This is a genomic window from Paraburkholderia hospita (assembly GCF_002902965.1).
In the GTDB taxonomy this organism is placed as follows: domain Bacteria; phylum Pseudomonadota; class Gammaproteobacteria; order Burkholderiales; family Burkholderiaceae; genus Paraburkholderia; species Paraburkholderia hospita.
In genome coordinates, this window is record NZ_CP026106.1 from 3246565 (window position 1) to 3269803 (window position 23239).

Genomic DNA, 23239 nt, shown 5'->3' on the forward strand with positions numbered 1-23239 from the left:
AGTCTAAGCGGCTCACGTCGCTGCATTTCGCTTGCCCTTGATGCCGGGCGGGCTTCTTCCATTTTCACGCATGCGGCGCGCATTCTTTGCACAACATGACGAAACTGCGTTGCGCGCGATGCGCTTTGCGTTCGACAATGCCTCTTGCGTGCGCGATTCCCCACTTGCGCCCGCATCCCACAGTTCGAACACGCGCCCTCGATGAACTCCCGCTTCGCCAGTCTCACGCGCATTCATTCTTTCTTGCCGCTTGCCGGCGCGACGCTGATGCTGGGCATCGCGATGTCGTTCACCGCGCCATATCTGTCGTTGTTCGGCGTCGAGCAGACAGGCATGACGCCGTTGCAACTCGGTCTGTTCATGACGTTAATTGCGGCGAGCGGTGTGGTCGCAAGCGCGTGGGCGGGTAAATGGTCGGATAAGCATGGGCATCATCGCGCGCTGTTGCTCGCGGCGTTGATCGCGGCCTCGCTCGGCTTTCTGCTGCTTTGTTTCGTGCGCAACTATCTGGCGCTGCTCGTGATCGGCGTGGCGTTTCTCGGCGCGGGCGGCTCGGCGATGTCGCTGGTGTTCTCGTTCGGTCGCGCGGCGCTGCCTGTGCACGACGAAGCGGAGCGCTCGTTCGCGCTGGCGACGCTGCGCACGGTGCTGTCGATGGCGTGGGTGTTCGGGCCGTCCGTCGGCGCGCTGGTGCTGGCGGGCGCGGGCTTTTACGGGCTCTTTCTGTTCGCGGCCGCGTGCTTCGCGGCATGCGGCGCGATCGTGTGGCGCATGCGCGAATCACCCGCTGGCGATCCGCACAGCACGCCGGCGCACTATGCAGGCGACCCTGCCTCGTCGCTCGAAGTGACGACCGTCACCGAGCCCGCTGAGCCTCCGCCGCCTTCGCCGCCTCATGCGCCCGGCACGCAGCGGCAGATCTGGCGTTCCGTCGTCGCGCTGACGCTGATCGGCCTCGCCGCGAACGCAACGATGATCGTGCTGCCGCTTTACGTCGTGCATGGCCTGAAGGGCACGCGGCTCGATGTGTCGATCATGCTCGGGCTCGGCGCATTCCTCGAAATCCCGATGATGCTCGCGCTCGGCGCGCGCGGCTCGACGCTCAACAAGCTGAACTGGCTCGCGGCGTGCGCGGCTGTGCATGTGGTGTATTTCATTGCAGTCGCGGCTGCGGGCACGGTCAACGTGCTGATCCCCATGCAAGCTTTCAATGCATTCGTCGTGGCCGTCACGTCGTGTCTTGGCATGACGTATATGCAGGACCTGATTCCGCGTTCGCCCGGCGCGGCGACGGCGTTGTTCTTCAACGCTTCGCGGGTTGGGTCGATTCTGTCGGGTGTGTTGTCGGGTGTGCTGGTCGCGGGTCTTGGTTATCGTGGGACATTTCTCGTCTGTGGATGCCTCGCGCTTGGAGCGCTGATTCTGTTTGCTGATCCGCCATGGAAGCGTATTGCGCTGCGGGTGCGGGATGCGTGGGAGGACTGGCGGCATCCTGCTCAGTGAGGAAGGGAACTCTGCGCGTCGCTTGCGATCTTGCTGCGATGCGTAAGGGTGCTGATTCGGCTCAGCGCGAGCCCGGTCGTCTGGGTTTCTCAGTCCGCATCGCGGTGCGATATCTCACCATCCTGACCGACACGCAAGATCCCGCGCTACGAAGGCGTCTTGTCCTTCCCGCAAGCCGCTATTATCGAAATTCAATCCAAAGGAGAACCACTGATGAGCCGACCGGATTTCATCAAGCACTGGACTGAACTCGAGCAACCGGATGCGCATTCCTATCCCGGCGATACCGAGCCAATGGCGCTGGACGCGCCGCTTTCCGCCGCACTCGGCATTACACGTATTGGCATCCATCACGTAAGGCTTCTGCCTGGCCGAAGGACGTCGTATCCACATGCCGAAAGTACCGAGCAGGAGTTTGTGTACGTGCTCGAAGGCGAGCCCGACGTATGGATCGACGGCACGCTTTATCCCATTGCTGAAGGCGATTCCGTCGCGTTTCCGGCAGGCACTGGCATCTGCCATACCTTCATCAACAATACGAAGGAGGACGTCAGGCTGATGGTGATCGGCGAACGTCCGCGCGACGATAACCGTATTCGTTATCCGCTGAACGAAACGCATGAACTTACCCGCCCGGATCGCTGGGTGGACTGGCCGACCAGACCGCTCGGCGACCATGACGGGAGACCGGACTGAGTTTGACGCAAAGGGTTGCCCCGCCGGCGCCCGCCACATACAAGCCACCCTTTGACTCCCGAAAACCCTCACCTCCCCACTACGCCCCCACCGAGCAAGCCCACCCGATGACAAGTAGAATCGGGTAGAGCCCACTGCGGTGAGGTCCGGCAGGACGCACAGGCTCAGCAGTCGACCCGTACCAGGGATACCAGCACGAAAGCCCGGCACGCAGCGTCCCAGCACGCACGCGCGCCCTTTCCGCCGCAAGGAGATCTCATGAAGGTGCTCGCTGTTCACCCCAGTGGCCTGATGTACACCCGCGTGTATCTGCGCCTCGAGCCGCTCGGACTCGAAACGGTCGCCGCCGTGATACGCGAAGCCGGCCACGATATCCGCCTGATCGACCTGCAGGTCGAATCCCATCGCGCGCTGCACAATCTCATCCGCACGTGGAGGCCCGACGTGGTCTGTTTCTCCGCCAACTATCTCGCCAATATCCCCGAAATCATCGATCTGTCGAAGGCGATCAAGGCGCATTTGCCGGGCTGTTTCGTATTTGTCGGCGGACATAGCGCATCGTTCACCGCGCGCGACATGTTGAGACACGCTGAAGGCGCGATCGATTGCATCCTCAAAGGCGAAGGCGAAGCGAAGGTCGTCGAGCTGCTCACTGCCGTTGCGCGCAAGGGCGAGCTATTACGCATTCCGGGCGTCGTCACGAGCAACGGCGAAGGACCACCGCCCGGCTTCACCGAAAGCCTCGACCAGATTCGCCCCGCGCGCGATCTGCTGCGGCATCGGCGCAAGTACTTCATCGGCGTGCTCGATCCATGCGCGTCGATCGAGTTTGCGCGTGGCTGCCCGTGGGACTGCACGTTCTGCAGCGCGTGGACCTTCTATGGACGCAGCTATCGTTCGCGCAGCCCCGAAGTCATTGCCGACGAATTGGCGTCGATTCGCGAACCGGGCGTGTTCATCGTCGACGACGTCGCCTTCGTGCATGCCGATCACGGCATGGCGATCGGACGCGAAGTGGAGCGACGCGGCATCCGCAAGAAGTATTACCTCGAGACGCGCGGCGACGTGCTGTTGCGCAACAAGGAAGTGTTCGAGTATTGGCGCACGCTCGGTCTGCAATACATGTTCATCGGACTCGAAGCCGTCGACGCCGAAGGGCTGAAGGCGTTTCGCAAGCGCATCGACGTCGACAAGAACTTCGAGGCGCTCGCCTTCGCGCGCTCGCTCGGCATCACGGTCGCGATCAATCTGATCGCCGATCCCGACTGGGATCACCAGCGTTTCGAAACGATCCGGCAATGGTGTCTGGAGATTCCCGAGATCGTGAACATCAGCGTGACCACGCCGTATCCGGGCACGGAAATATGGTTGCGCGAACAACGGCGACTGACGAGCCTCGACTATCGGCTCTACGACATCCAGCATGCCGTGCTGCCGACCAAGCTGCCGCTAGCCGAGTTCTACGCGGAACTGGTACGCACGCAACAGGTACTCAACCGCAAACATCTCGGCTGGGGCGCGTTGTATCGCGCGGCGGGCGAAGCCGCTTCGCTGCTGATGCGTGGACAGACCAACTTCGTGCGCATGCTGTGGCGCTTTAACTCGGTGTTCAATCCGAATCTGCAATTGAGCGATCACGCGCGCGAAGTGCGCTACGAGATGACGCCGCCGCCCGCGCAACTGCCGGGAGAGAGCAACGTCAAGGTGCTGTACGTGCACGGCCCGGCGGGACGCAAAGGCCGCAAGATCGACGACGCAACCGAGAAATTCGTCGATCAGACCCGCATGGGTACGGGCTGATCGCAACTGCGCGCGCGTCGTCCGTGCGGTCAGAACGGCTCTTTAAAAGGACGTAGATCGATTTCGTGCGTCCATGCGGACGGATGCTGAAGATGGAGCTGCCAGTACGCTTCGGCGATGGCGTCGACATTCAGCAATCCGTTTTCGCCGCGCTCGGCGGCAGCCTGCGGACGCGAGACATGCAAGCGCTCGCCGTCGATGCCGCCGTCGATCACCACATGCGCGACATGCAGCCCGAGCGGCCCGAACTCGCGCGCCATGCTTTGCGCGACCATCCGCAGCCCGGCTTTTGCCGCGGCAAAATGCGCGAAGCCGGGCTTGCCACGCAAGCTCGCCGATGCGCCCGTGAAGATCATCGTGCCACGGCCGAGCGGCGCGAGACGCCGTGCCGCTTCGCGCCCCACCAGAAAGCCGCCGACCGGCCCGGAGCGCAAGAAGTCCTGCATCTGCGCTTCCGTCAGGTCGCGAAACGGAACATGCCGGTTGTTGCCGACGTTATAGATGACGAGCGAAGGCACATCGATAGCGTCGGGCGGCGACATCGCCCGGTCGAAAAGACGCATGATGTCCGCTTCCGATGTGCCGTCCATCGCGAACGATTCAGCCGATCCGCCGCCGCTCGCAATGCCGTTCGTCACGATGTCGAGTTTGGCCTGCGTGCGGCCCGCGACATACACGTGATACCCGTTCGCGGCGATCTTCCTGCACAGCGCCGCGCCCAGTCCGAGTTCGGCGCCGACGCCGATCACCAGTGCGCTGTTTCGCTTCATCGTGTGTCTCCGTTGTCCTCTCGCGCATGCGGCGCGGGAATCGTCGCGTGATTATAGGCAGCGGATGCAAGCGGCTGCCCGTGAACTGCACGCTCGCATCAGCGCTTCGAATCTGATCTGTGTCTGCGAGAGCGCAGCGCGTATGCACACAGTGTCCGCGAAGTGACAAAAATCATTGAGCGTTGCCCGATTTTTCGTCAATCTCATGTTCGCTCGATGCCGTCCGCGCCGGTTCGCGGGGGAATGAAAGGGTCAGCTCGCAAAGACCCTCGTAAGCGGCACGATCACGATGCGAACAGCGACGCCTCTCGCGGCCTCGCACCACACGCACTGACACTCTGGCCTTTTCGACCGTACCGACGCAAGCCGTGAGCGGACTGCGCGCCGCCGCGCACCGTATTGCCCTCGCCTTTAGACATTGCATGAAAACCATCACGCGTCTCTACCGCTTCCGGATTGCCGGCATACTGTTCGCCAGCGTCGCCGTGCTGATTGCGCTCGCGAGTTGCGGCCTGGCGGGGCTCTCCAGGCTCGACGCGTACACGGACACGCTGTATCGGGGGAACATGCTTCCCATCGCGCAATTGAACGAGCTCCGCGCGGCCTCGCTCGATGCGCGCCGCGAATTCTGGAGGGCGAACCAGTTTCGCGATCACATGAGGACGGCCGCATCGCTGAAGGTGGTCCAGGCAGACGAGGTGCGCATCGAGAACGCATGGAGGGCGTATTTTCCGTCCGGCGTCAGCTCCCCGCCCGAAGCATTGCTCGCTGGCAAGATCGCGAACAGTCTGCCGACGTTCCGCGCGATTCTCCGGAAAGCTGTCGCGTTACTGGAACGAGGCGATTACGAAGCGGCGGCCAAGTGGTTCGACGGCAACATCGAGTTCCTCAACGGTTTCGATGTGCTGATAGGCAAGTGCATCGACACCAACACGTTGCAGGCGACGGAGCTTGCAGGCAAAAGCGAATCCATCTTTCGCGCGATGTTCTGGGCGACGTTCGCGTGCATCGTGATCTGCGTCGCGGGCGCGGTCAGCCTGTCGATCTGGCTCATGCGCCAGCGCGATGACGCATTGAGCGAATCGCGCTATCACTTGTGGCTGGCCAATCGCGTGTTCGACCTGACGCGCGATGGCGTGATGATCACTGACTCGCATGGCAATATCGAGCGGGTCAATCCTGCCTTCACGCGGGTCACCGGCTACACGCAACAGGAAGTGCTAGGGCGCAATCCAAGGCTACTGAGCTCGGGCCGTCAGTCGCCCGAGTTCTATCGCGTGTTCTGGCGAAGCCTGAAGGAGACGGGTCACTGGCACGGTGAAGTGTGGAACCGCAAGAAGAGTGGCGACATCTATCTGGAGGCGCTGTCCATTGCAGGCGTGCAAGAACGCGACGGCGGATACACGCACTATGTGGCGATCCTCAGCGACATTACGCAACGTCATCAGCACGAGCAGCGTCTGCGCAACCTCGCCACGCACGACGCGCTGACAGGACTACCCAACCGCGTGCTGCTCGACGAGCGTCTGAAGCACGCCATCTCCCGCGCGAAACGCCATGGAATGCACATCGCCGTCATGTTCATCGATCTCGACGGCTTCAAGCAGGTCAACGACACGCGCGGGCACGCTGTCGGCGACGACGTATTGAAAGCCGTCGCCGAGCGGCTCGTGCATAGCGTCCGCGAAAGCGATACGGTCGCGCGGCTTGGCGGCGATGAGTTCGTCGTCATTCTGGAAGACGTCGGGAGCATGCGGCAAATCGAACCCGTGGCGCGGGCAGTGCTCAATGCAGTCGGCCGGCCGATCGCGCTTCCCGGCGACGCAGTGAGCGTCACACCAAGCGTCGGCATCAGCCTGTATCCCGATGACGCTGCCAACGCGGAACAACTGCTTCTGCGGGCGGACCGCGCGATGTATGTCGCGAAGAACATGGGCAAGAACAACCTCTGCTTTTTCTCGACCCTCGAAGCGGCCAGCCATCCACAGCCGGCCATGACTGCGACGGCCTAGTGGCCGTTTAGTGCCGGGACCTCACGGTTCAGGATTGTCGAGATCCGACTGCACGACGGTTTCGCCGTGACGTTGCGCGGCTTCGCGCGCCTGGTCGCCGTCGGTGAACGGACCGATGTCGGGTGCGCCCGTGAACGGAAACAGCAACCGGCCATCTGTCTTGCGGACAACCTTCAACTGGCCCATGTACGAACCTTCCGTCGTGCGGCGGTAGGTGGCGTAGATCTGATAGTCGTCCGTCGACTCGGGTTTCGAGGCCACAGCATTGCGCGCTTTCGGGAAAATCATCCGTGGCCTTGTCATCTTGCAACTCCCCTCCCTGTGGATGCCGGACTCGGCGCTTTCGCCGGCAACCGGTTGAAATGACGCATTCCTCTGCGCAGTGAATGCGCACGAACGCGCGACGGTTCATGCCGACGCGGCAAAAATTGCCGCTATCGCGACGCCCGCTGTCGAGACGGTATTCACGAGATGCTCCTGTGTTTGACGTCCTTGCATTCCCTTTCAGCAAGCGACGTACCGCTTTTCGGCCGACGCTTCACGAGCGCGACGCGCGGCACGTCTGGCCGCATGTGCGATGTGCACCGCGCTCGTCGGGAACGGCGCATGCTCGAATAGATGAGCCGCAGCGCAACGCCATGCGTCTTTGCAATGGGAAAAGGAGAGCGACATGCCACTCAAGCGAGGCACATCGAAGGAAACGATCGGGCACAACGTCAAGGCCGAAAAGAAGGCGGGCAAATCGCAGAAGCAATCTGTCGCCATTGCGCTGAATCAGGCGCGCAAGTCAGGCGCAAAGATTCCGAAGAAGCACAGCTAGATATCCGATGTGACGCTGCGCGGGCGGATCGATCCGGTCGCGCAGCGCCTGCGTGAAGTGGTTCCGCACAGGCTAGTGCGCGCGCTCTTCGTCGTATTCGGGACGCACGCCGCGCGGCAGCCACGGTTCCTTGTGCTTGCACCAGAGTTCATACGTGGGCTCGAACAGTCCCGTCTCGTCAAAAGCGCCAAGCGGTAAAGCGATTTCATCGCGATCGGCGTACATCATGAACGCCACCGATCCGCACAGCGGACAGAAATGACGCCGGCCCTGTTCCGAGCTTCGCCACTCGCGCGTGTCGCCCGTCAACGTGACGGCGCTGCGGTCGAAGATCGCGTAAGAGCTGAAGGCCGATCCGTGCACCTGCCGACATGTCATGCAATGACACATACCGACGCGCATCGGCGAACCGATCGCGCGGAAACGCACGGCGCCGCACGCGCACCCGCCTCCATACGTCTTTTGCTGGTTCATCGCGTCTCTCCATTGAGGTTGAGCTTTGTTGACACGCAGGGAACATACCAATGATGATGCCGCGAAATTCCGCAGCAATCATCCCGGACGCAACGCCTATACTGCATCGATAAACTCCGGTTCGCCGGGTGCCGGCGCGACGGCACCCGGCGAACCATTCTCTATCGCACATTATGAGTGACGGTATCGAAAGCGCCCGCCGGGCGGGCGTACTGCGCACGGACGATCTGAAAGACCGGCCGGCGCGCGCACCCGATCATGCCGCCGAAGTCCGCACGCTCGTCATCGTCGCAAGCGCACAAACGGGACGCCGCGACACTTTGCTGCAAGCCATCGCCGATGCGGCGCTCGGCGCGTGCCGCGCAGGCAGCGCGGGCATCAGCCTGCTTGAAACGACGAGCGAAGGCGCAGCCGTGTTCCGCTGGCGCGCGGTCGCCGGCGCGTGCGCGGCGTTCGAAGGCAAAACCACGGCGTGGGCCGAATGTCCGTGCGGGATGACGCTCGAACTCGGCGCGCCGCAACTGTTCGTCGAGCCGCACACCTTCTTCAAGAGCCTGCGCGATGCGGGGGCGGTCATCACCGAAGGCATCATCACGCCGATTCCGATTCGTTGCCCCGCGTCGAAGCCGCTCGGTGCGATCTGGGTCGCGTCACACGATGCACATCGTTTCGATCGCGAAGACGTGCGCCTGCTCGGCAATCTTGCCGTGCTTGCGGGCGCGGCGCTCACGCTGCTCGACGCGCAACAGGCCGCCGAAGCGGAAACCGAGGCCGCGCAACAGGCGCGGCGCGCGCTCGAAGACGCTGCGCACCGGCGCGACGAATTCATCGCGATGCTCGGCCATGAACTGCGCAATCCGATGGCGCCCATCGACAGTTCCATTGCCGCGCTCAAGCTGCTGTGCACAGGCCAGGAGCAGGCCAACGATGTCCTCGCCATCGCGCAACGGCAGATGCGCCAACTGCGCACGCTCGTCGACGATCTGCTCGATGCCGCGCGCCTGCGGCACGGCAAACTCGCGATCAAGTACAGCCGCACGTCACTGAACGAGATCGTGTATGACGCGATCACGGCGCTCAAGCATCACATCGACGCACGCAAGCATCGCCTCGTGATCGAAGGGCTCGATCAGCCCGTTTATGTGCGCGCCGATCATGTACGCCTGAGCCAAGTGGTCGGCAACCTGCTGTCGAACGCGGCCAAATACACGCCTGCGGGCGGCACGCTGCAACTGCGCGTGCAAACGGACACGGACAGCGCAGCCGATGAGGCAGCGCACAGCGGCATGGTGTCGATCGTCATCGAGGACAACGGCGTCGGCATGAGTCCCGACGCGCTCGAGCATGTGTTTGAACTGTTCGCGCAGTCGCCATCGAGCGCGCGCCGCTCAGAAGGCGGACTCGGCATCGGGCTCGCGGTCGCGAAGCGGCTCATCGAACTGCATGGCGGCACCATTACGCTCGACAGCCAAGGCGTCGGGCTTGGCACACGCGTCGTCCTACGGCTGCCGATACTCGACCGTGAGACGCGCATCGCGCACGATGCAACGGCGGCGTCGGCCGCGACGAGCGCCGAGCCGAGCCGCATCCTGCTCGTCGACGACAACGCCGACGCGCTCGACGCGCTGCATCTGCTGCTCGAACTCGAAGGTCACGATGTGATCATCGCGCGCAGCGGCCGCGATGCGTTGAAGGTCGCGGCGCAAGCCTTGCCCGAGGTGGGCATCATCGATATCGGCATGCCGGAGATGGACGGCTTCGAAGTGGCGCGCGCCATCCGCTCGAACAAGGCGCTGGCGCACATGTTCCTGATCGCGCTGACGGGCTACTCCTCCGAATCCGACAAGTCGCGCGCGCTCGCGGCAGGCTTCGACTATCACCTGACGAAGCCTGTTTCGATGGAACGGCTCGCCGACGTGCTGTCGCATCGCGACGGCCGGAACATCAGCGGTCTTGTCTGACGTTAATCCCGCTTGCGCTAAAGGTGAGCCGGGACGTGCGCGTCGACGTCACTTTGCAGAGGTCCCGCAAACTCTCACCATTGATCGATCCGCACTCGTCACGGCATCTTTGACGATACCCGCAAAGCCTTATCCATCAAGGGCTTGCACTTTGTGGCGTTGCGCGTTCCGAGGGCTTTTCACTCACTCCCGTAAGTTCTCACCTTTACGCCACGCGGCGCGCTTGCCGCTGTCTTCTGTTCGCAGACCCAGGTAACGAACTGCGCTTCCACTTGCTTGTTCACAGCCATGCATTTCTGTTTGGTCGTCGTGCTAAATCGTTGATTTACCAGGGTTCTGGATTCGCCGATCATGTCTTCCGTCAACTGCGTTCATCTTCTGCCGGAGCACACCATGTCCATGCAAGCCCTCGTTCTCAGCCAGTACAAAGGTCCCCTCGTACCGACCACGATGCCCATTCCCGAACCGGCACGCGGCGAAGTGCTCGTGCGGATCAGCGCAAGCGGCCTCAATCCGCTCGACACGAAGATTCGCGCGGGCAGCGCCGCGCATGCGCGTCATCCGTTGCCGCTCGTGCTCGGCATCGATCTCGCGGGCGTGGTCGTCGCACTCGGCGCGGACGTGACGCGCTTCAAGATCGGCAACGAGGTCTATGGGATGACGGGCGGCGTCGGCGGCATCCAGGGTTCGCTTGCGCAATACGCGGCCGTCGACGCGCAACTGCTCGCACACAAGCCGTCCAATCTGTCGATGCGCGAAGCCGCCGCGTTGCCGCTCGCGTTCATCACGTCGTATGCGGGCATCGTCGACCGCGCGCACTTGCAGGCGGGTCAAACCGTGCTCGTGCAAGGCGGTGCGGGCGGTGTCGGGCACGTGTCGGTGCAGTTGGCGCGCGCGCTCGGCGCACGAGTCTTCGCAACGGCGAGCGCGCGTGATCAGGATCTCGTCGTGCGACTCGGCGCGACGCCGATCGACTACGCGGCGCGCACGGTCGAACAATATGTTGGCGAACTGACCGCGGGCGAAGGTTTCGATCTCGTCGTCGATACGGTCGGCGGCGCAACGCTCGATGCATCGTTCGCGGCCGTCCGGCATTTCGGGCATGTCGTGAGCGCGCTCGGTTGGGGCACGCATGCGCTCGCGCCGCTGTCGTTCCGCGAGGCCACGTATTCCGGTGTGTTCACGCTGCATCCGTTGCTCACCGGTCAGCATCGCGCGCATCACGGCGAGATGCTCGCCGAGGCGACGCGTCTTGCGGAACAGGGCAAGCTTGCGCCGTATCTCGATCCGCGCCGCTTCGATCTCGCATCGGCGGAACGCGCGTATGACGCGATCACGGAGCGCACTGCGCGCGGCAAGATCGTGGTTGAAATCGAATGACGGCGGCAGGTCGGCTCACACGTTCGCGAGCCGCTCGATCACGACATCGAGCAACGCGCGCAGACGTGCGAGACGTTTCAGGTCGCGATGGTAGCCAAGCCAAACGTCGCGGCCCGGCGGTGCTTCGCCCAGATCGATGCGTCGCAGGCCCGGCGTGTTGTCGCCGAGCGGACACGGCAGCACCGCGAAGCCGCCGCCTTCGGCGCACATTCGCGCCTGCACGCCGCGGTTGTTGCTTGCGTACGCGATGTGCGCGTTCGGCAGCATCTGCCGGATCCACGCGACGTCGGGCAACTCGCCGAACGCGGTATCCATGGTGATGAGCGACTGGCCTGCGCCATCACCGCGCGCGGGCGCGACGAGATCGATGCGCCCATAGAGCGCGTAGTCCATGTGCATCAACTTGCGCTGGATGACGTCGGGTTCGTCGAACGGTGTGATGCGGAACACCAGATCGGCCTCGCGGCGCGCGAGGTTGTAGCGGCGAGAATCGGTGATCAGTTCGATCGACATCTGCGGATGGCGCGTAAGAAAGCCAGCGAACACCGGCGTCAGCACATGAATGCCGTACCAGTCCGACGACGAGACACGCAGCGCGCCCGTTAGTTGCTGCTCGTTGCCCGCAAGCGAACGCATGAACGCGTGCGCTTCTTCTTCCATGCGCTCGGCGTAGGTCAACACGGCATGACCTTCGTCGGTCAGCACGAAGCCTTCAGCCGTGCGCTGAAACAGCGTGTGGCCGACGGCTTCCTCGAGCGCGCGCAGACGCCGGCCCATAGTCGGCTGGGTCTGTCCTAGCTGGCGCGCGGCCGCGCCCAGCGTGCCGCAGCGCGCGACGGCAAGGAAGATCCGCACGTCGCTCCAGTCCAGTTTCGAATCATTCATAGACGCCTTCAGCCGCATGCGATAGGTCGCGTTGCCTGCGATTATGAACGGCGTCGGCGAGCTTGCGGTGATCGTCGTGCTCGCTGGATTTGCACAGTTGCCTCGTGAAGGTGAGAGGTTTCAGGAGCACGTCGGATGGGTATCTGGCATCCCGCAAAACCTCACCTTTGATGAGCGCATGCTCGTTGCGAGGCCACCTGTTTGAATGCCGCGCGTGCTTTTGCAGCCTTTATAGCGGGGTTTTGGCGCTTCAGGTGATGCAACGACTGCGTCTCCGGTTCACCGCACGCATGACTCCCGAAAAGCCTCACCCATCACGACGAGTGAACCGATCTCAGAACTTCACCTTCACCTGAAACCCGATTGTGAAAGGCAGGTTATCGGAAGGGATAGGCGGAATCACAATGAAGTTAGCCCCGACGCGCTTGTATTCGACCATCACGATCGGCGCGGCCACGGGTCCAATCGTGTGATCGTGGCCAAGTCCCCAGTTGCCGTAGTTGTAGCCGGAGATAATGCCGCCCATCACGGCAAGGCGAATGAAGCCCCAGTGCACGAACTCGGGCGCCCACACGCCGCCGCCGTACCACGATGGACGACGCAACGAATTGCGGAAGCCGCCCGCCGTCAGCGCCCATTGCCCGTTGAGCCAGCACTCGACGCCAAGACCAGGATTGAACTGCTCGAAGTCGGTGCCCGGGTCCGGGTTGATATGATATGAGCCGAGCATGGCATCGACCCACACGCCGCCGCTGCACCAGTCGGCTGCCTGCGCACCCGACGCTCCCATCAAACCGATGCCTGCTACCGCTGCCGCCGCGCATGCTCGACGAATCTTGTTCTTGATCTTTCCAAACGGCATGTGCTCTCCGCAACCGGTCGCGCGCCGGCGTCTGAATGTCGCGATTAGTGTCGAATTCCTCTCCAGTCGCGCACTCTACCCCACAAATCTTGCAGTGAGATGGAGTGTGCGCTCGGAACGACAGCACGCGCGCAAACGCCAACGATAGCGAACAAACGGTTACGGTCCGGTGAACGCGCCGCGCGCGCGTTCACCGTCGATATGACCGTGGATTACAGGCCCAGCTCCGTCAGCCCCGGATGATCGTCCGGACGGCGGCCCAGCGGCCAGCGGTACAGTCGATCTTCTTCGCGGATCGGCTTGTCGTTGATGCTCGCGTGGCGATACGCCATCAGTCCGTTCTCGTCGAATTCCCAGTTCTCGTTGCCGTACGAACGGAACCAGTTGCCCGAGTCGTCGTGCCACTCATAGGCGAAGCGCACGGCGATGCGGTTGTCGGTGAAGGCCCACAGTTCCTTGATCAGCCGGTAGTCGAGTTCCCTCGCCCACTTGCGCTGCAGAAACGTAACGATCTCCGGACGCCCCGTGGGGAAATCCGCACGGTTACGCCATTTGCTATCCGGCGTGTAAGCCAGTGACACGCGCTCAGGCTCGCGCGTATTCCATGCATCTTCAGCGGCGCGCACTTTCTGGATGGCCGTCTCGCGCGTGAAGGGCGGGACGGGAGGACGTCTTTCGATATCAGCCATGATGGTTCCTCGTTGAACTGCGTCAGGTGGACGCTCGCCCATTGGACGAGCGGGTGCTTGCACTGTTGGAATCGAGCAGATGCCCGGCTGCGGTGCGCGCGTCGAGCGCGGCATCGGCGTCGCCGCTCACGAGCGCGACGCCGATCGCGCCGTCGATCAGGATCAGCCATTGCCGCGACAGCCGCGCCGCGCGCCGGCTATCGCCGCCCGTCGATGCGACGTATTCGTCGCATTGCGCGCGCACGAAGGCGAGCAGACGCTCCTTGTGTTCGCGTGCGACGACGCGAATCGGATCGTCAGGCGAAGCGATCTCGCCCGCGGCGTTGAGAAACGCGCAGCCATGAAAATCTTCCGATACGAACCATTCGCGCAATACGTCGAACATGGCGAGCATGCGCGCGCGCGGATGCTTGCCACGGCGTAAGGTTCCTTCGATAAACCATTTCATCCAGCGTTCGTCGCGCCGCTCGAGCGCGGCCGCCACCAACGCATCTTTCGATTCGAAATGCGTGTAGAAACTTTTGCGCGCCGTGCCCGATTGCCGGACGATCGCATCCACGCCCGTTGCGTGAATGCCGCCCGCGTAAATCAGCGCTTCCGCGGCGTCGAGCAGCCGTTCGCGCGCGCTGCCAGTCGTGTCGTCGAGAGTAGCCATGCGCGAAGGGTAGAACGATCATTCTCCTTCGTCAAGTATTCGCTCGCTTCGCATTTGCGGTCACTTCGGCGCTTCAGGCATTATCGTGTTGGAGAACCGTTCAAAAGGATGAGTGTCATGAGCATCATTTTTCGCCGCGCCGTGGCCGCGGTTGCGATGACGGCGGCGCTGGGCGCATGTACGCCGTTGCAGGTCGTCACGCATACGGTCACGCAAACGGAAGCCCGCGTGCCTGTCGGCCAGTACAAGCTCGATCCGCATCACACGAGCGTCACGTTCAACGTCGATCACTTCAAGTACACGCGCTTCACGATGCGCTTCGATCGCGTGGCGGGGGAGATCGACTGGAAGGAAGGCGGGCTCGACAAGAGCCAGGTCGCGGTGACGATCGACGCGGCGAGCATCGACACGAATGTCCCGCAACTGGACAAGATGGTGAAGGGGACGGATATGCTCGATGCGGAGCGCAATCCGCAGATCCGCTTTGTCAGCACGCGTTTCGAGCGCACGGGCGACGCGCGCGGCAAGCTGACGGGTGATCTGACGATACGCGGCGTGACGCAGCCGGTGACGCTCGATGTGACGTTCAATGGCTACGGCGTCGACCCGCTGACGAAAGCCGATACGCTCGGCTTTTCAGCGGACGGCCAGTTCAGCCGCTCGAAGTTTGGTCTGACGACGTGGTATCCCGCAGTAGGCGACGATATTCACTTCATCATTCAGGCAGAGGCTGAGCGGCCGCGCGCTGCGAGTTGATTCTATTTGTACGCGCGCGGCGCGGCGCTGTCAGACGGTCCAGTCGAGGATCACCTTGCCGCTTTCGCCTGACAGCATCGTGGCGAACGCCTGTTCGTAATCGTCGACGGCGAAGCGGTGCGTGAGAATCGGCGAAAGATCCAGTCCGCTTTGCAGCATCGCGACCATCTTGTACCAGGTCTCGAACATCTCGCGGCCATAAATGCCCTTGATTTCGAGGCCCTTGAAGATGACCTGGGTCCAGTCGATCGCCGTTTGCGCAGGCGGAATGCCGAGCAACGCGATCTTGCCGCCGTGGTTCATCGCTTCGAGCATCGACGTGAACGCGCTCGGCACGCCCGACATTTCGAGTCCCACGTCGAAGCCTTCCGTCATGTGCAGATCGTTCATCACGTCGCGCAGCGATTCGCGCGCCACATTCACCGCGCGCGTCGCACCCATCTTGCGAGCAAGCTCCAGGCGGTAATCGTTGATGTCGGTAATCACGACGTTGCGCGCGCCCACGTGCTTCGCGATCGCGACAGCCATGATGCCGATCGGTCCCGCGCCCGTGATCAGCACGTCTTCCCCAACCAGATTGAACGACAGCGCCGTGTGCGTCGCGTTGCCGAACGGATCGAAAATCGCGGCGAGATCGTCGGAGATTTCAGGCGGAATCTTGAACGCGTTGAACGCGGGAATCACGAGATATTCCGCAAACGCGCCTTCGCGATTCACGCCAACGCCAACCGTATTGCGGCACAAATGACGACGTCCCGCGCGACAGTTGCGACAGAATCCGCACGTGATATGCCCTTCGCCCGACACGCGGTCGCCGATCGAAAAGCCGCGCACCTCCTGGCCCATTTCGACGATTTCGCCAACATATTCATGACCGACGTGCATCGGCACGGGAATGGTCTTCTGCGCCCAGTCGTCCCACTTCCAGATATGGATGTCGGTGCCGCAAATGGCCGTGCGCGTGATGCGGATCATCACATCGTTATGTCCGACTTCGGGTTTCTTCACGCGGGTCAACGTGAGGCCCGGTGCGCGTTCGAGTTTTGCCAGTGCTTTCATTGCTAGTGATGCCCCGTTTCAGATAACGCCAAGCGAACGGCCGACGCGCGCGAATGCATCGACGGCCCGATCGATCTGTTCCGCCGTGTGCGCGGCGCTCATCTGCGTGCGAATGCGCGCGCGGCCTTTCGGCACGACGGGATACGAAAAGCCGATCACGTACACGCCTTCCTTGAGCAGCGCGTCGGCCATGTTCGATGCAAGTTGCGCATCGCCGAGCATCACGGGAATGATGGGATGTTCGCCCGGCACGAGCGTGAAGCCGTGCGCGCTCATCGCCTGACGGAAATGCGCGCCGTTTGCGCGTACGCGTTCGCGCAACTGCTTGCCTTCGTCGCTGGCGAGCAGTTCGAGCACCTTCAGCGATGCGGCGGCGATACTCGGCGTTAGCGTGTTCGAGAACAGATAGGGACGTGAGCGCTGCCGCAACAGATCGACGACCTCCTGGCGCGCCGCGATGTAGCCGCCCGATGCGCCACCCAGTGCCTTGCCCAGCGTGCCCGTGATGATGTCGATGCGATCGAGCACGCCGCAATGTTCAGGCGTGCCGCGTCCGTGTTCGCCGATAAAGCCGACGGCGTGCGAATCGTCGACCATCACGAGTGCGCCATAGCGGTCCGCGAGATCGCAGATGCCCGCGAGATCGGCAATGATGCCGTCCATCGAAAACACGCCGTCCGTCGCGATCAGCTTGAAGCGCGCGCCCGCTGCATCGGCTTCGCGCAGCTTCGCTTCGAGATCGGCGAGGTCGTTGTTCTTGTAGCGGTAACGCTTTGCTTTCGACAGACGCACGCCGTCGATGATGCTCGCGTGATTGAGTTCGTCGCTGATGATGGCGTCGTTATCGTCAAGCAGCGTTTCGAACAGGCCGCCGTTTGCATCGAAGCAACTCGAATAGAGGATGCAGTCGTCCGTCTTCAGGAATGCGGACAGCGCGCGTTCGAGTTGCTTGTGCACGGTCTGCGTGCCGCAGATGAAACGCACCGACGCCATGCCGAAGCCGTCCTGGTCGAGCCCGTCTTTTGCGGCGGCGATCAGGCGCGCGTCGTTCGCGAGGCCGAGATAGTTGTTCGCGCAGAAGTTCAGCACGTCGGCGCCGCTCTCGAGACGAATATCGGACGATTGCGGGCTCGCGATCACGCGCTCGGTCTTGTGGAAACCATCGGCGCGAATCTGGTCGAGCGTGCTGCGCAGATGCGCGAGGAAGGGGTCACGCATGAAACGGCTCCTTGAATGGACGGCTCTGCAGCGCACCATGCGGCGCGGCGGCCTGTTATAGTCGGCTTCAGTTTTATCGGAAATTTTCGTTTTTTCGAACTAAAGTTCGATATGTCGAACAACTCTAAACGATAGGTCAGGAAATGGCAAGTTCGGGAACGCGCAGGAGTTCGTCGTCTACGGCGGCCACGGCAGCCCAGTCGGTTGCGGCGCCGCCGCGCGTTGGAGAGCAGATTCAACGATTGCGCAGTGAACGCAAAATGACGCTCGACGATCTGTCGCGCGCGGCCGGGGTGTCGAAATCGATGCTGTCGGAAATCGAACGCGACAAGGCGAATCCGACGATCGCCGTCGCGTGGCGGCTGACGAATGCGTTGGGCGTCAGTCTCGATTCGCTGTTCGCACCGCAGAAAGCGCCGGAGCCGGTGGCCGTTTCCGGCCCTCATGAGATCCCGACGCTGAGCGGCCATGACGCGCGATACCAGTTGCGCGTATGGGGACCGATTGAACTGGCGGGGAAATTCGAATGGTACGAACTGACGCTGCAAGCGGGTGGTGCGTTGGTGTCGAGCGCGCATGAGCCGGGGACGCGCGAGCATCTGACTGTGCTGCATGGCTCCATCGATATCGAAGCGGCGGGCACCACGAAGCGCCTGAAGACCGCCGACACCGCACGCTACGTCGCCGACGAGCCGCATGCGATCCGCAATGCGGGGAAAGGCGAGGCCAAAGCCCTGCTTGTCGTCATTCACGGCTAACCTGAGTCGCGACTCTTCGGCGTACACTCGGCTTGCAGCAAATACTGTATGTTTGTACAGTATACGCAGTCCGATGGAGCCGAAGAATGAACGAACTGAACAAGGAACAGGATCTGGCTGCGCTGCGCTTCAAGTCCGCAGCGCGTGACCTCGAACACATCGTCCGGCACATTGCGGCGCGATACATCGTGCAGGAGTTGCCGCTCACCTGGCGGCTTCTGCATGCGATCGAAGCGGAAGCGCTCGCGGATCTCGGTTTTGCCAGCCGGCACGATCCCGTAATGCTTGGGTTGTTTCAACGGCCCGACGACTTTCAGTTCCCCGAGACCGATGATGCCGTCGACTTTGGCCGATCGAATGCGCTGCCGGCTGTGTTCGCGTTCGCTGTCGCGGCTTATGACGCTGCGGAAAAGTCGAAGGCTTCAACGACCAGAAGTCGAGTTACGAGCGATGAGCGCAGCGGCGGGCGGGCATGGGGCGGATGACGTGTTGATTGGACGTCGCTGCGATCTGCGGGCGGCAGGAGTTTATGCGCGTAAAGTCTGCGCGACCTGCCGAACCAGGACGCCGACGGTTTCCAACACAAAGTATCCCGCCCGTCGACCGACTACAATCGTCCCATGCAACTAACGGAAAGACAGACTATGGTCTCCACCGATCCTGTTGGCCCCACTGGTCTATCCGCCACTGGTGCGGATCTATTCGATACGGAACGTCAAGACTGGCTGGTCGATCCGCGCACGGCATTCGATGCATGGCTCGCCGGACAAAACTTTCGCCATTCGTCGGCGGAGGTGTATCGCGCGCAGTGGGGACTTTTTCTCGAATGGCTACAGGCGCGTCACAAGAATCTCGTCACGGTCGATATGCGATCGATAGCGGAATTCGTCGGCGGACTGTCGATCCGAAAGCCGCAACGCGCCCGATATCTCCGGTTGATCGAGCGCGTGCTCGACCATGTGCGCGAGATCGAACTCGCATCGACCAACCCCGCGCGATTCATTGCTCAGGATGGCGAAGCGGAATGGCGTAACGCGCGCGACAACGAGCCAACAGGGTTTCTGACCATCGCAGAGCGTTCGGCCTTGATCGCTTATCTTTCTTCGCCCGTGACAAATCTGACGTCGGCCCAACGCTGGCGCGAGCGCCGCGATCGCGCCTTGATTGCTGTTTTTCTTGGCGGCGGTATCAAGACAGGCGAAGCGCGCACGATTTCGGTTGATTGCATGACAGCGGGTTCGCCGTGGGTCGTGATCGAAGCGACCAATCCATTGTTCACGCGGAGAACGCGGCTCGCACCATTTGCCGTGTCCGTTCTCGACGCCTGGCTCAACGAACGCAAGCAAGCGGAACTGCCCGGCGAGCTGGTTTTCCCCGCCTCGCCATCAGGTCGTCCCATGCATAAAGCGACGATGCTTCGCGCCGTCGACGCGCTTGTCGAAGCGGCCGGAATCAGTCGATCGCGCGAAGCACGGGCAAGTCCCCACACTTTGCGTAACTCGTTCGCTGCCGATCTGTTCGAAAGCGGGGTGGAACCGGAGGTCGTCGGACAATGGCTTGGATTCGCGCAGGCTGTTTCCGCGAATCGATTGCATCGCGCGTGGAAGATCTGGAATGATCAGGAAAAATTCGACGCCGAAATGCGCCTTGCGGAAACACCAACGTCTTCTGAAGATCCCGAGCAGACGCAGGACCGCGGCTAGACGCCTCCCGTAAACCTTCACCCTCGAAGCCCCGAAAACGCTCACCTCGAGTGCTTTCGGAGAAACCAACTCGTTTTGCGATCAGGTCAACGCCGAAGTTTGCGTCGTAGCCATAAAGCGTGTCACCGCCGCCAACCGCGAAACGCCCGTTCCCGACGAGTGCTCGCATTCAGGACAAAGGAGCTCATAGCGGTGATCGACCTGTGAAAGCTCCGGCTCACCTTCGGCGCATTTCGGACAGCGGGTCGGCACCGCTACATGTCCATCGGCGGCCGTTCCGATCGACTCCAATTCCTGCGTGCTCAGCCTGCCTGCACTTGCCAGCTGACAGAGCAATTCCGCGACGGCAGGGTCGATGCCTTGCTGGGCGCGCAGCGCAGTCATCTGGCGCGTCAGCAGATCAAGCTCGTCCGATTGTTCGCGCCATTGCGCCTCCAACCTGTCGCCGCGCGCCTTGGCAGCCGCTAGTTGCTGGATGAAATCAAATTCCTTCCGGCTCGCATCGCGCACCCCCGTCTGATACGTCGCAGCCATCGCACGCAAGGAGTCCAGTTCCACGAGCATTGGCTTGACGCGACGCTCGGCCTCGGCCACGGCGTCCTTGATCTGTTGCGCGTAATGCTCGGCGTTTTGCCGCATTTCGGCGTGCAACGCATCGAGACGGTCCCGCAGGCCCGCGTTTGTCGACTGTTCGGTATCAAGACGCTTGTGCAACGATTCGTTCTCGGCTTCCAGTCGCCGGACGGACGCCTTCAATCCTTCCTGATGTGCCGATCCGCTAGTGTTCACTGCGGCAAGTTGAGTCTCAAGAACACGGACGCGTTCCCAGGCGGCGTCGGCGCGTGCCTCGCTGCGCTGTATAGCTTCTTCGGAAACTTCTTTTCGAATTTTGCCTTCGTGAGAATCGCGCTCGGCCGCAGCGCGCAATGCATGGAGTTCCCGACGCTCGTCATCGAGCGACGCTTTTGCGTGTGACAGCGCATCTTCGAAAAGCGCACCCAATAGTTCGCCCGCTTTTTCTTCCAACGCTTTGGGAATCACGCCGGCGCCAACGCGCACGCGCGAGGCAGAGCGAATACGTTCCCAGAAACTGTCGATGTCTTTTGGGATGTCACTCGCACTGCCCGTTTGCGTCAAGTCACGCACCGCAGCCATGGACGGGCGAATGCCGAGGTCGAAGAAGAGGCGTTTGCAGGCATGAAGCGACAGTTCCTGGCGACGTGCCCCATTGGTACGCAGTGTATCGAGTTCTTTTCGGATGGCTTGGCGTTCTTCGTCCAGGTTCATGATTGTCTCTAAGCTACGTGAGTTCGACGAATCATAACAATTTACGTAGTGTTTGATACGTTTTCAGGCTTCGATGCGTCTTTCTCGCCACAGCCGGTCGGATCAAGCCAAATTCGTTGCGTCGGTATCAATGGCGCGGTTTGATCCGTGAAACAAATCGAAGAATACCTGCTAAGCCGTTGTTAATAAATATATTTACTTGCTGACAGGATGTTTTGGCACTGTTTCACGCACGAGGTGCGAGCGTTCTCGATGTTGATGTGTGGGTTTTTTTGGGATGCTCGCGGGGCCCGTTGTTGAGAGTAATAAAAGTAAACACCTTTGAACCTTAGTTAAAAACGTTAACGCCTGGCAGAAGCCTTACTGGATAAGGCGTAGCGCCTGGTCAGGTGAAGGTTTACGGGATGGATGGTGAGCTTCGGCAGGATAACGCAGTGATGGAGTTCAGGGACACAGGTGAGCAGGCTCGGGAAAGATCGTGAGTGGCTTCGGGAGCACTCTGATGGCGGTCGCCGATTATAGGTGAAGGTTTTCGGGAGCCATCGGCTGGTTGGGGCCCGTATACGCTGGCTGCTTCGATTTCGCACTCGCCGAGGCGTGGTGAGGGGATTCAGGAGAGGGAATTGAGGGTGATTTGGGTCCATTTTAAGAGCTCGAAGAGTGCTTGGTGAGCGCTCACGGGAGAAAACGGGAGTCGAAGGTGAGACTTTTCGGGGCCTGGAAGCCGTTTTGAGCCAATTTTTGACGCGCAATGCACAAAGGTGAGGCTTTACGGGAGAGCAGAGCGTTCTTCGTTTCTAGAACAGGAGAAGAAAAACGACGTTTGCAGCAACGCAGGTGCCAAAGGTGAGCGGATTCAGGATTCGCAAAATGCACGCATATCTTGCGCCAGAATTGCCACCGGAAGTCGAAAGGTGAGACGTTACGGGAGTAATTAGGTGCCCGTCGGAGCAAAAAGGTGAGGAAATGCGGGACTCGCCATCCAAAAATCGCCGCCGCAGGCAGTGCCGGTGCGGCCCGATGCGAGTCGTCAATCACCCTGCGGTTTTACTTAGGTGAGGTTTTTCGGGAGAGCCGTTTGTCCAGTTTTTAGGCATCGTTTCATGTCGCGACTAGCTAAAGGTGAGGCTTTTCAGGAGACTACCGTCTTGCCTGCGGGCCAGACGGCCAAATAGGCATGAGCTAAGTGCCTAAATTGATTGGTTTTTTGTCGATTGTTGTCAAAAGGTGAGCGTATTCGGGGGCCGACGCGCTGGTGCCGAGCGATCCATTCATTACGAGCGATCACCGCTCAAGGTGAGAACATTCGGGAGCATTTTTCCGTCGACGATTTATCTATAGGGCGCGAAATCCCGCCAGACCTCAGCTTGCGCGATGCCAAAGGTGAGAATATTCGGGGATCAGTGCCTGGGTCTGGTCTGATGACCGATCGTCCGAGCTGCGATGTGGTGCTCGGATTTAACATTCCGCCTTCTGGACGCGATTCATGACTGGTGAAGCGCGCTCCGCGTTGCGGATAGGAGTACGCAGATCCGGTGTCGAATTGAACCGCGCGACATACATGTGTGGATTCTCTGTTCCTACAGCATCGAGCGGGTCAAGGGAAAGGCACGTCTTACAAGCGTGCGCGCGCGTTTGTCCGCGTTGTGTCCCGGTGAAGCTGGCGGCCCAAACCGGCGTCGCGGATTTGCGACGCCCGCAAGGGTGAGAATTTTCAGGAAGTCATTCGCCAGCTTCTGGATCGGCCAGTTCGACGGCGTTTGCGCCTGGTCCGCGACCATCAACGCGGCCGGAAGAGGCTGATCGCTGTGAACGGTGAGGGTTTTCGGGACCCGCTCCTGGTGAGTCTGGCAGGTTAAGCTGGTTTCACCCAACGTAGGTGAGAGAGGTGGTGTAGACGCGCATCACCACAGCCGGTATGCTTTCGCAAAATCTCTTCCTGAATCGACGC

The 23239-nt window shown here is 61.5% G+C and carries 21 protein-coding genes; 11 read left to right on the plus strand and 10 right to left on the minus strand.

Annotated elements, in window-relative coordinates; genetic code table 11:
* Positions 1 to 201: 201 nt before the first annotated feature.
* From C2L64_RS33045 to hpnR, 3 genes are all read left to right on the plus strand, one after another.
* Positions 202 to 1503 (plus strand): sugar efflux transporter, encoded by a 1302-nt coding sequence (locus C2L64_RS33045; RefSeq protein WP_007582865.1) that lies wholly within the window; start codon positions 202 to 204, stop codon positions 1501 to 1503.
* Between the two features lie 213 nt (positions 1504 to 1716).
* The gene (locus tag C2L64_RS33050; RefSeq protein WP_007582866.1) at positions 1717 to 2199 is read left to right on the plus strand and encodes a cupin domain-containing protein; all 483 of its coding nucleotides are present in this window, start codon (positions 1717 to 1719) and stop codon (positions 2197 to 2199) included.
* 258 nt (positions 2200 to 2457) lie between these two features.
* A complete protein-coding gene (gene hpnR, locus C2L64_RS33055) occupies positions 2458 to 3999 on the plus strand; it encodes a hopanoid C-3 methylase HpnR (protein WP_007582869.1) in 1542 nt (513 codons plus the stop codon).
* Between the two features lie 29 nt (positions 4000 to 4028).
* Here hpnR and C2L64_RS33060 read toward each other — a convergent pair whose 3' ends face one another.
* Positions 4029 to 4769, minus strand: coding sequence for an SDR family NAD(P)-dependent oxidoreductase (locus C2L64_RS33060; protein WP_007582870.1), 741 nt, complete (start codon positions 4767 to 4769; stop codon positions 4029 to 4031).
* A 422-nt stretch (positions 4770 to 5191) separates the two neighbouring features.
* On the opposite strand from C2L64_RS33060, the gene C2L64_RS33065 reads away from it, so the two are divergent.
* Positions 5192 to 6781, plus strand: coding sequence for a diguanylate cyclase domain-containing protein (locus C2L64_RS33065; protein WP_007582871.1), 1590 nt, complete (start codon positions 5192 to 5194; stop codon positions 6779 to 6781).
* Positions 6782 to 6802: 21 nt separating this feature from the next.
* Here the strand turns inward: C2L64_RS33065 and C2L64_RS33070 are convergent, their stop codons facing one another.
* Positions 6803 to 7084 carry a DUF6723 family protein gene (locus C2L64_RS33070; RefSeq protein WP_007732825.1) on the minus strand — a complete coding sequence of 94 codons (282 nt, stop codon included), beginning with the start codon at positions 7082 to 7084 and terminating at the stop codon, positions 6803 to 6805.
* Between the two features lie 367 nt (positions 7085 to 7451).
* On the opposite strand from C2L64_RS33070, the gene C2L64_RS54250 reads away from it, so the two are divergent.
* A complete protein-coding gene (locus tag C2L64_RS54250) occupies positions 7452 to 7601 on the plus strand; it encodes a DUF6496 domain-containing protein (protein ID WP_007582875.1) in 150 nt (49 codons plus the stop codon).
* 72 nt (positions 7602 to 7673) lie between these two features.
* Here C2L64_RS54250 and C2L64_RS33075 read toward each other — a convergent pair whose 3' ends face one another.
* Entirely contained in the window at positions 7674 to 8075 is a 402-nt protein-coding gene (locus C2L64_RS33075) for a GFA family protein (RefSeq protein ID WP_007582876.1), read from the minus strand.
* Positions 8076 to 8248: 173 nt separating this feature from the next.
* Between C2L64_RS33075 and C2L64_RS33080 the strand changes: the two genes are divergently transcribed.
* Positions 8249 to 10036, plus strand: a complete 1788-nt coding sequence (locus C2L64_RS33080; protein WP_007582879.1) for a hybrid sensor histidine kinase/response regulator — start codon at positions 8249 to 8251, stop codon at positions 10034 to 10036.
* A gap of 393 nt (positions 10037 to 10429) precedes the next feature.
* On the plus strand, positions 10430 to 11416 hold the full coding sequence (locus C2L64_RS33085; protein ID WP_007582881.1) for a zinc-dependent alcohol dehydrogenase family protein: 987 nt from the start codon (positions 10430 to 10432) through the stop codon (positions 11414 to 11416).
* A 15-nt stretch (positions 11417 to 11431) separates the two neighbouring features.
* Here the strand turns inward: C2L64_RS33085 and C2L64_RS33090 are convergent, their stop codons facing one another.
* The 4 genes from C2L64_RS33090 to C2L64_RS33105 form a co-directional block, all read right to left on the minus strand.
* Complete coding sequence (locus tag C2L64_RS33090; protein ID WP_039900689.1) at positions 11432 to 12301, minus strand: LysR family transcriptional regulator; 870 nt, start codon at positions 12299 to 12301, stop codon at positions 11432 to 11434.
* Positions 12302 to 12635: 334 nt separating this feature from the next.
* Positions 12636 to 13163 carry a hypothetical protein gene (locus C2L64_RS33095; protein ID WP_007582883.1) on the minus strand — a complete coding sequence of 176 codons (528 nt, stop codon included), beginning with the start codon at positions 13161 to 13163 and terminating at the stop codon, positions 12636 to 12638.
* Positions 13164 to 13375: 212 nt separating this feature from the next.
* On the minus strand, positions 13376 to 13852 hold the full coding sequence (locus tag C2L64_RS33100) for a nuclear transport factor 2 family protein (protein WP_007582884.1): 477 nt from the start codon (positions 13850 to 13852) through the stop codon (positions 13376 to 13378).
* Between the two features lie 22 nt (positions 13853 to 13874).
* Entirely contained in the window at positions 13875 to 14507 is a 633-nt protein-coding gene (locus tag C2L64_RS33105) for a TetR/AcrR family transcriptional regulator (RefSeq protein ID WP_007582886.1), read from the minus strand.
* Between the two features lie 117 nt (positions 14508 to 14624).
* Here C2L64_RS33105 and C2L64_RS33110 point away from each other — a divergent pair, with 117 nt between their 5' ends.
* Positions 14625 to 15263 (plus strand): YceI family protein, encoded by a 639-nt coding sequence (locus C2L64_RS33110; RefSeq protein WP_007732841.1) that lies wholly within the window; start codon positions 14625 to 14627, stop codon positions 15261 to 15263.
* Between the two features lie 30 nt (positions 15264 to 15293).
* Here the strand turns inward: C2L64_RS33110 and tdh are convergent, their stop codons facing one another.
* Both tdh and C2L64_RS33120 read right to left on the minus strand, forming a co-directional pair.
* Positions 15294 to 16322 carry an L-threonine 3-dehydrogenase gene (gene tdh / locus C2L64_RS33115; protein WP_007582890.1) on the minus strand — a complete coding sequence of 343 codons (1029 nt, stop codon included), beginning with the start codon at positions 16320 to 16322 and terminating at the stop codon, positions 15294 to 15296.
* An 18-nt stretch (positions 16323 to 16340) separates the two neighbouring features.
* The gene (locus tag C2L64_RS33120) at positions 16341 to 17540 is read right to left on the minus strand and encodes a glycine C-acetyltransferase (RefSeq protein WP_007582891.1); all 1200 of its coding nucleotides are present in this window, start codon (positions 17538 to 17540) and stop codon (positions 16341 to 16343) included.
* A gap of 143 nt (positions 17541 to 17683) precedes the next feature.
* Here C2L64_RS33120 and C2L64_RS33125 point away from each other — a divergent pair, with 143 nt between their 5' ends.
* From C2L64_RS33125 to C2L64_RS33135, 3 genes are all read left to right on the plus strand, one after another.
* Positions 17684 to 18298, plus strand: a complete 615-nt coding sequence (locus C2L64_RS33125) for a helix-turn-helix domain-containing protein (protein ID WP_039900673.1) — start codon at positions 17684 to 17686, stop codon at positions 18296 to 18298.
* An 86-nt stretch (positions 18299 to 18384) separates the two neighbouring features.
* Positions 18385 to 18783, plus strand: coding sequence for a DUF2471 family protein (locus tag C2L64_RS33130; protein ID WP_090835098.1), 399 nt, complete (start codon positions 18385 to 18387; stop codon positions 18781 to 18783).
* 159 nt (positions 18784 to 18942) lie between these two features.
* The gene (locus tag C2L64_RS33135; protein WP_086909632.1) at positions 18943 to 20001 is read left to right on the plus strand and encodes a tyrosine-type recombinase/integrase; all 1059 of its coding nucleotides are present in this window, start codon (positions 18943 to 18945) and stop codon (positions 19999 to 20001) included.
* Between the two features lie 81 nt (positions 20002 to 20082).
* Here the strand turns inward: C2L64_RS33135 and C2L64_RS33140 are convergent, their stop codons facing one another.
* Positions 20083 to 21288, minus strand: coding sequence for a DNA-binding protein (locus C2L64_RS33140; RefSeq protein ID WP_007582896.1), 1206 nt, complete (start codon positions 21286 to 21288; stop codon positions 20083 to 20085).
* Positions 21289 to 23239: the final 1951 nt, after the last annotated feature.

Coding starts and splice junctions, on each gene's coding strand:
- C2L64_RS33045 (WP_007582865.1), top strand. CDS start 202: ATGAACTCCCGCTTCGCCAGTCTCACGCGCATTCATTCTTTCTTGCCG.
- C2L64_RS33050 (WP_007582866.1), top strand. CDS start 1,717: ATGAGCCGACCGGATTTCATCAAGCACTGGACTGAACTCGAGCAACCG.
- hpnR (WP_007582869.1), top strand. CDS start 2,458: ATGAAGGTGCTCGCTGTTCACCCCAGTGGCCTGATGTACACCCGCGTG.
- C2L64_RS33060 (WP_007582870.1), bottom strand. CDS start 4,769: ATGAAGCGAAACAGCGCACTGGTGATCGGCGTCGGCGCCGAACTCGGA.
- C2L64_RS33065 (WP_007582871.1), top strand. CDS start 5,192: ATGAAAACCATCACGCGTCTCTACCGCTTCCGGATTGCCGGCATACTG.
- C2L64_RS33070 (WP_007732825.1), bottom strand. CDS start 7,084: ATGACAAGGCCACGGATGATTTTCCCGAAAGCGCGCAATGCTGTGGCC.
- C2L64_RS54250 (WP_007582875.1), top strand. CDS start 7,452: ATGCCACTCAAGCGAGGCACATCGAAGGAAACGATCGGGCACAACGTC.
- C2L64_RS33075 (WP_007582876.1), bottom strand. CDS start 8,075: ATGAACCAGCAAAAGACGTATGGAGGCGGGTGCGCGTGCGGCGCCGTG.
- C2L64_RS33080 (WP_007582879.1), top strand. CDS start 8,249: ATGAGTGACGGTATCGAAAGCGCCCGCCGGGCGGGCGTACTGCGCACG.
- C2L64_RS33085 (WP_007582881.1), top strand. CDS start 10,430: ATGTCCATGCAAGCCCTCGTTCTCAGCCAGTACAAAGGTCCCCTCGTA.
- C2L64_RS33090 (WP_039900689.1), bottom strand. CDS start 12,301: ATGAATGATTCGAAACTGGACTGGAGCGACGTGCGGATCTTCCTTGCC.
- C2L64_RS33095 (WP_007582883.1), bottom strand. CDS start 13,163: ATGCCGTTTGGAAAGATCAAGAACAAGATTCGTCGAGCATGCGCGGCG.
- C2L64_RS33100 (WP_007582884.1), bottom strand. CDS start 13,852: ATGGCTGATATCGAAAGACGTCCTCCCGTCCCGCCCTTCACGCGCGAG.
- C2L64_RS33105 (WP_007582886.1), bottom strand. CDS start 14,507: ATGGCTACTCTCGACGACACGACTGGCAGCGCGCGCGAACGGCTGCTC.
- C2L64_RS33110 (WP_007732841.1), top strand. CDS start 14,625: ATGAGCATCATTTTTCGCCGCGCCGTGGCCGCGGTTGCGATGACGGCG.
- tdh (WP_007582890.1), bottom strand. CDS start 16,322: ATGAAAGCACTGGCAAAACTCGAACGCGCACCGGGCCTCACGTTGACC.
- C2L64_RS33120 (WP_007582891.1), bottom strand. CDS start 17,540: ATGCGTGACCCCTTCCTCGCGCATCTGCGCAGCACGCTCGACCAGATT.
- C2L64_RS33125 (WP_039900673.1), top strand. CDS start 17,684: ATGGCAAGTTCGGGAACGCGCAGGAGTTCGTCGTCTACGGCGGCCACG.
- C2L64_RS33130 (WP_090835098.1), top strand. CDS start 18,385: ATGAACGAACTGAACAAGGAACAGGATCTGGCTGCGCTGCGCTTCAAG.
- C2L64_RS33135 (WP_086909632.1), top strand. CDS start 18,943: ATGGTCTCCACCGATCCTGTTGGCCCCACTGGTCTATCCGCCACTGGT.
- C2L64_RS33140 (WP_007582896.1), bottom strand. CDS start 21,288: ATGAACCTGGACGAAGAACGCCAAGCCATCCGAAAAGAACTCGATACA.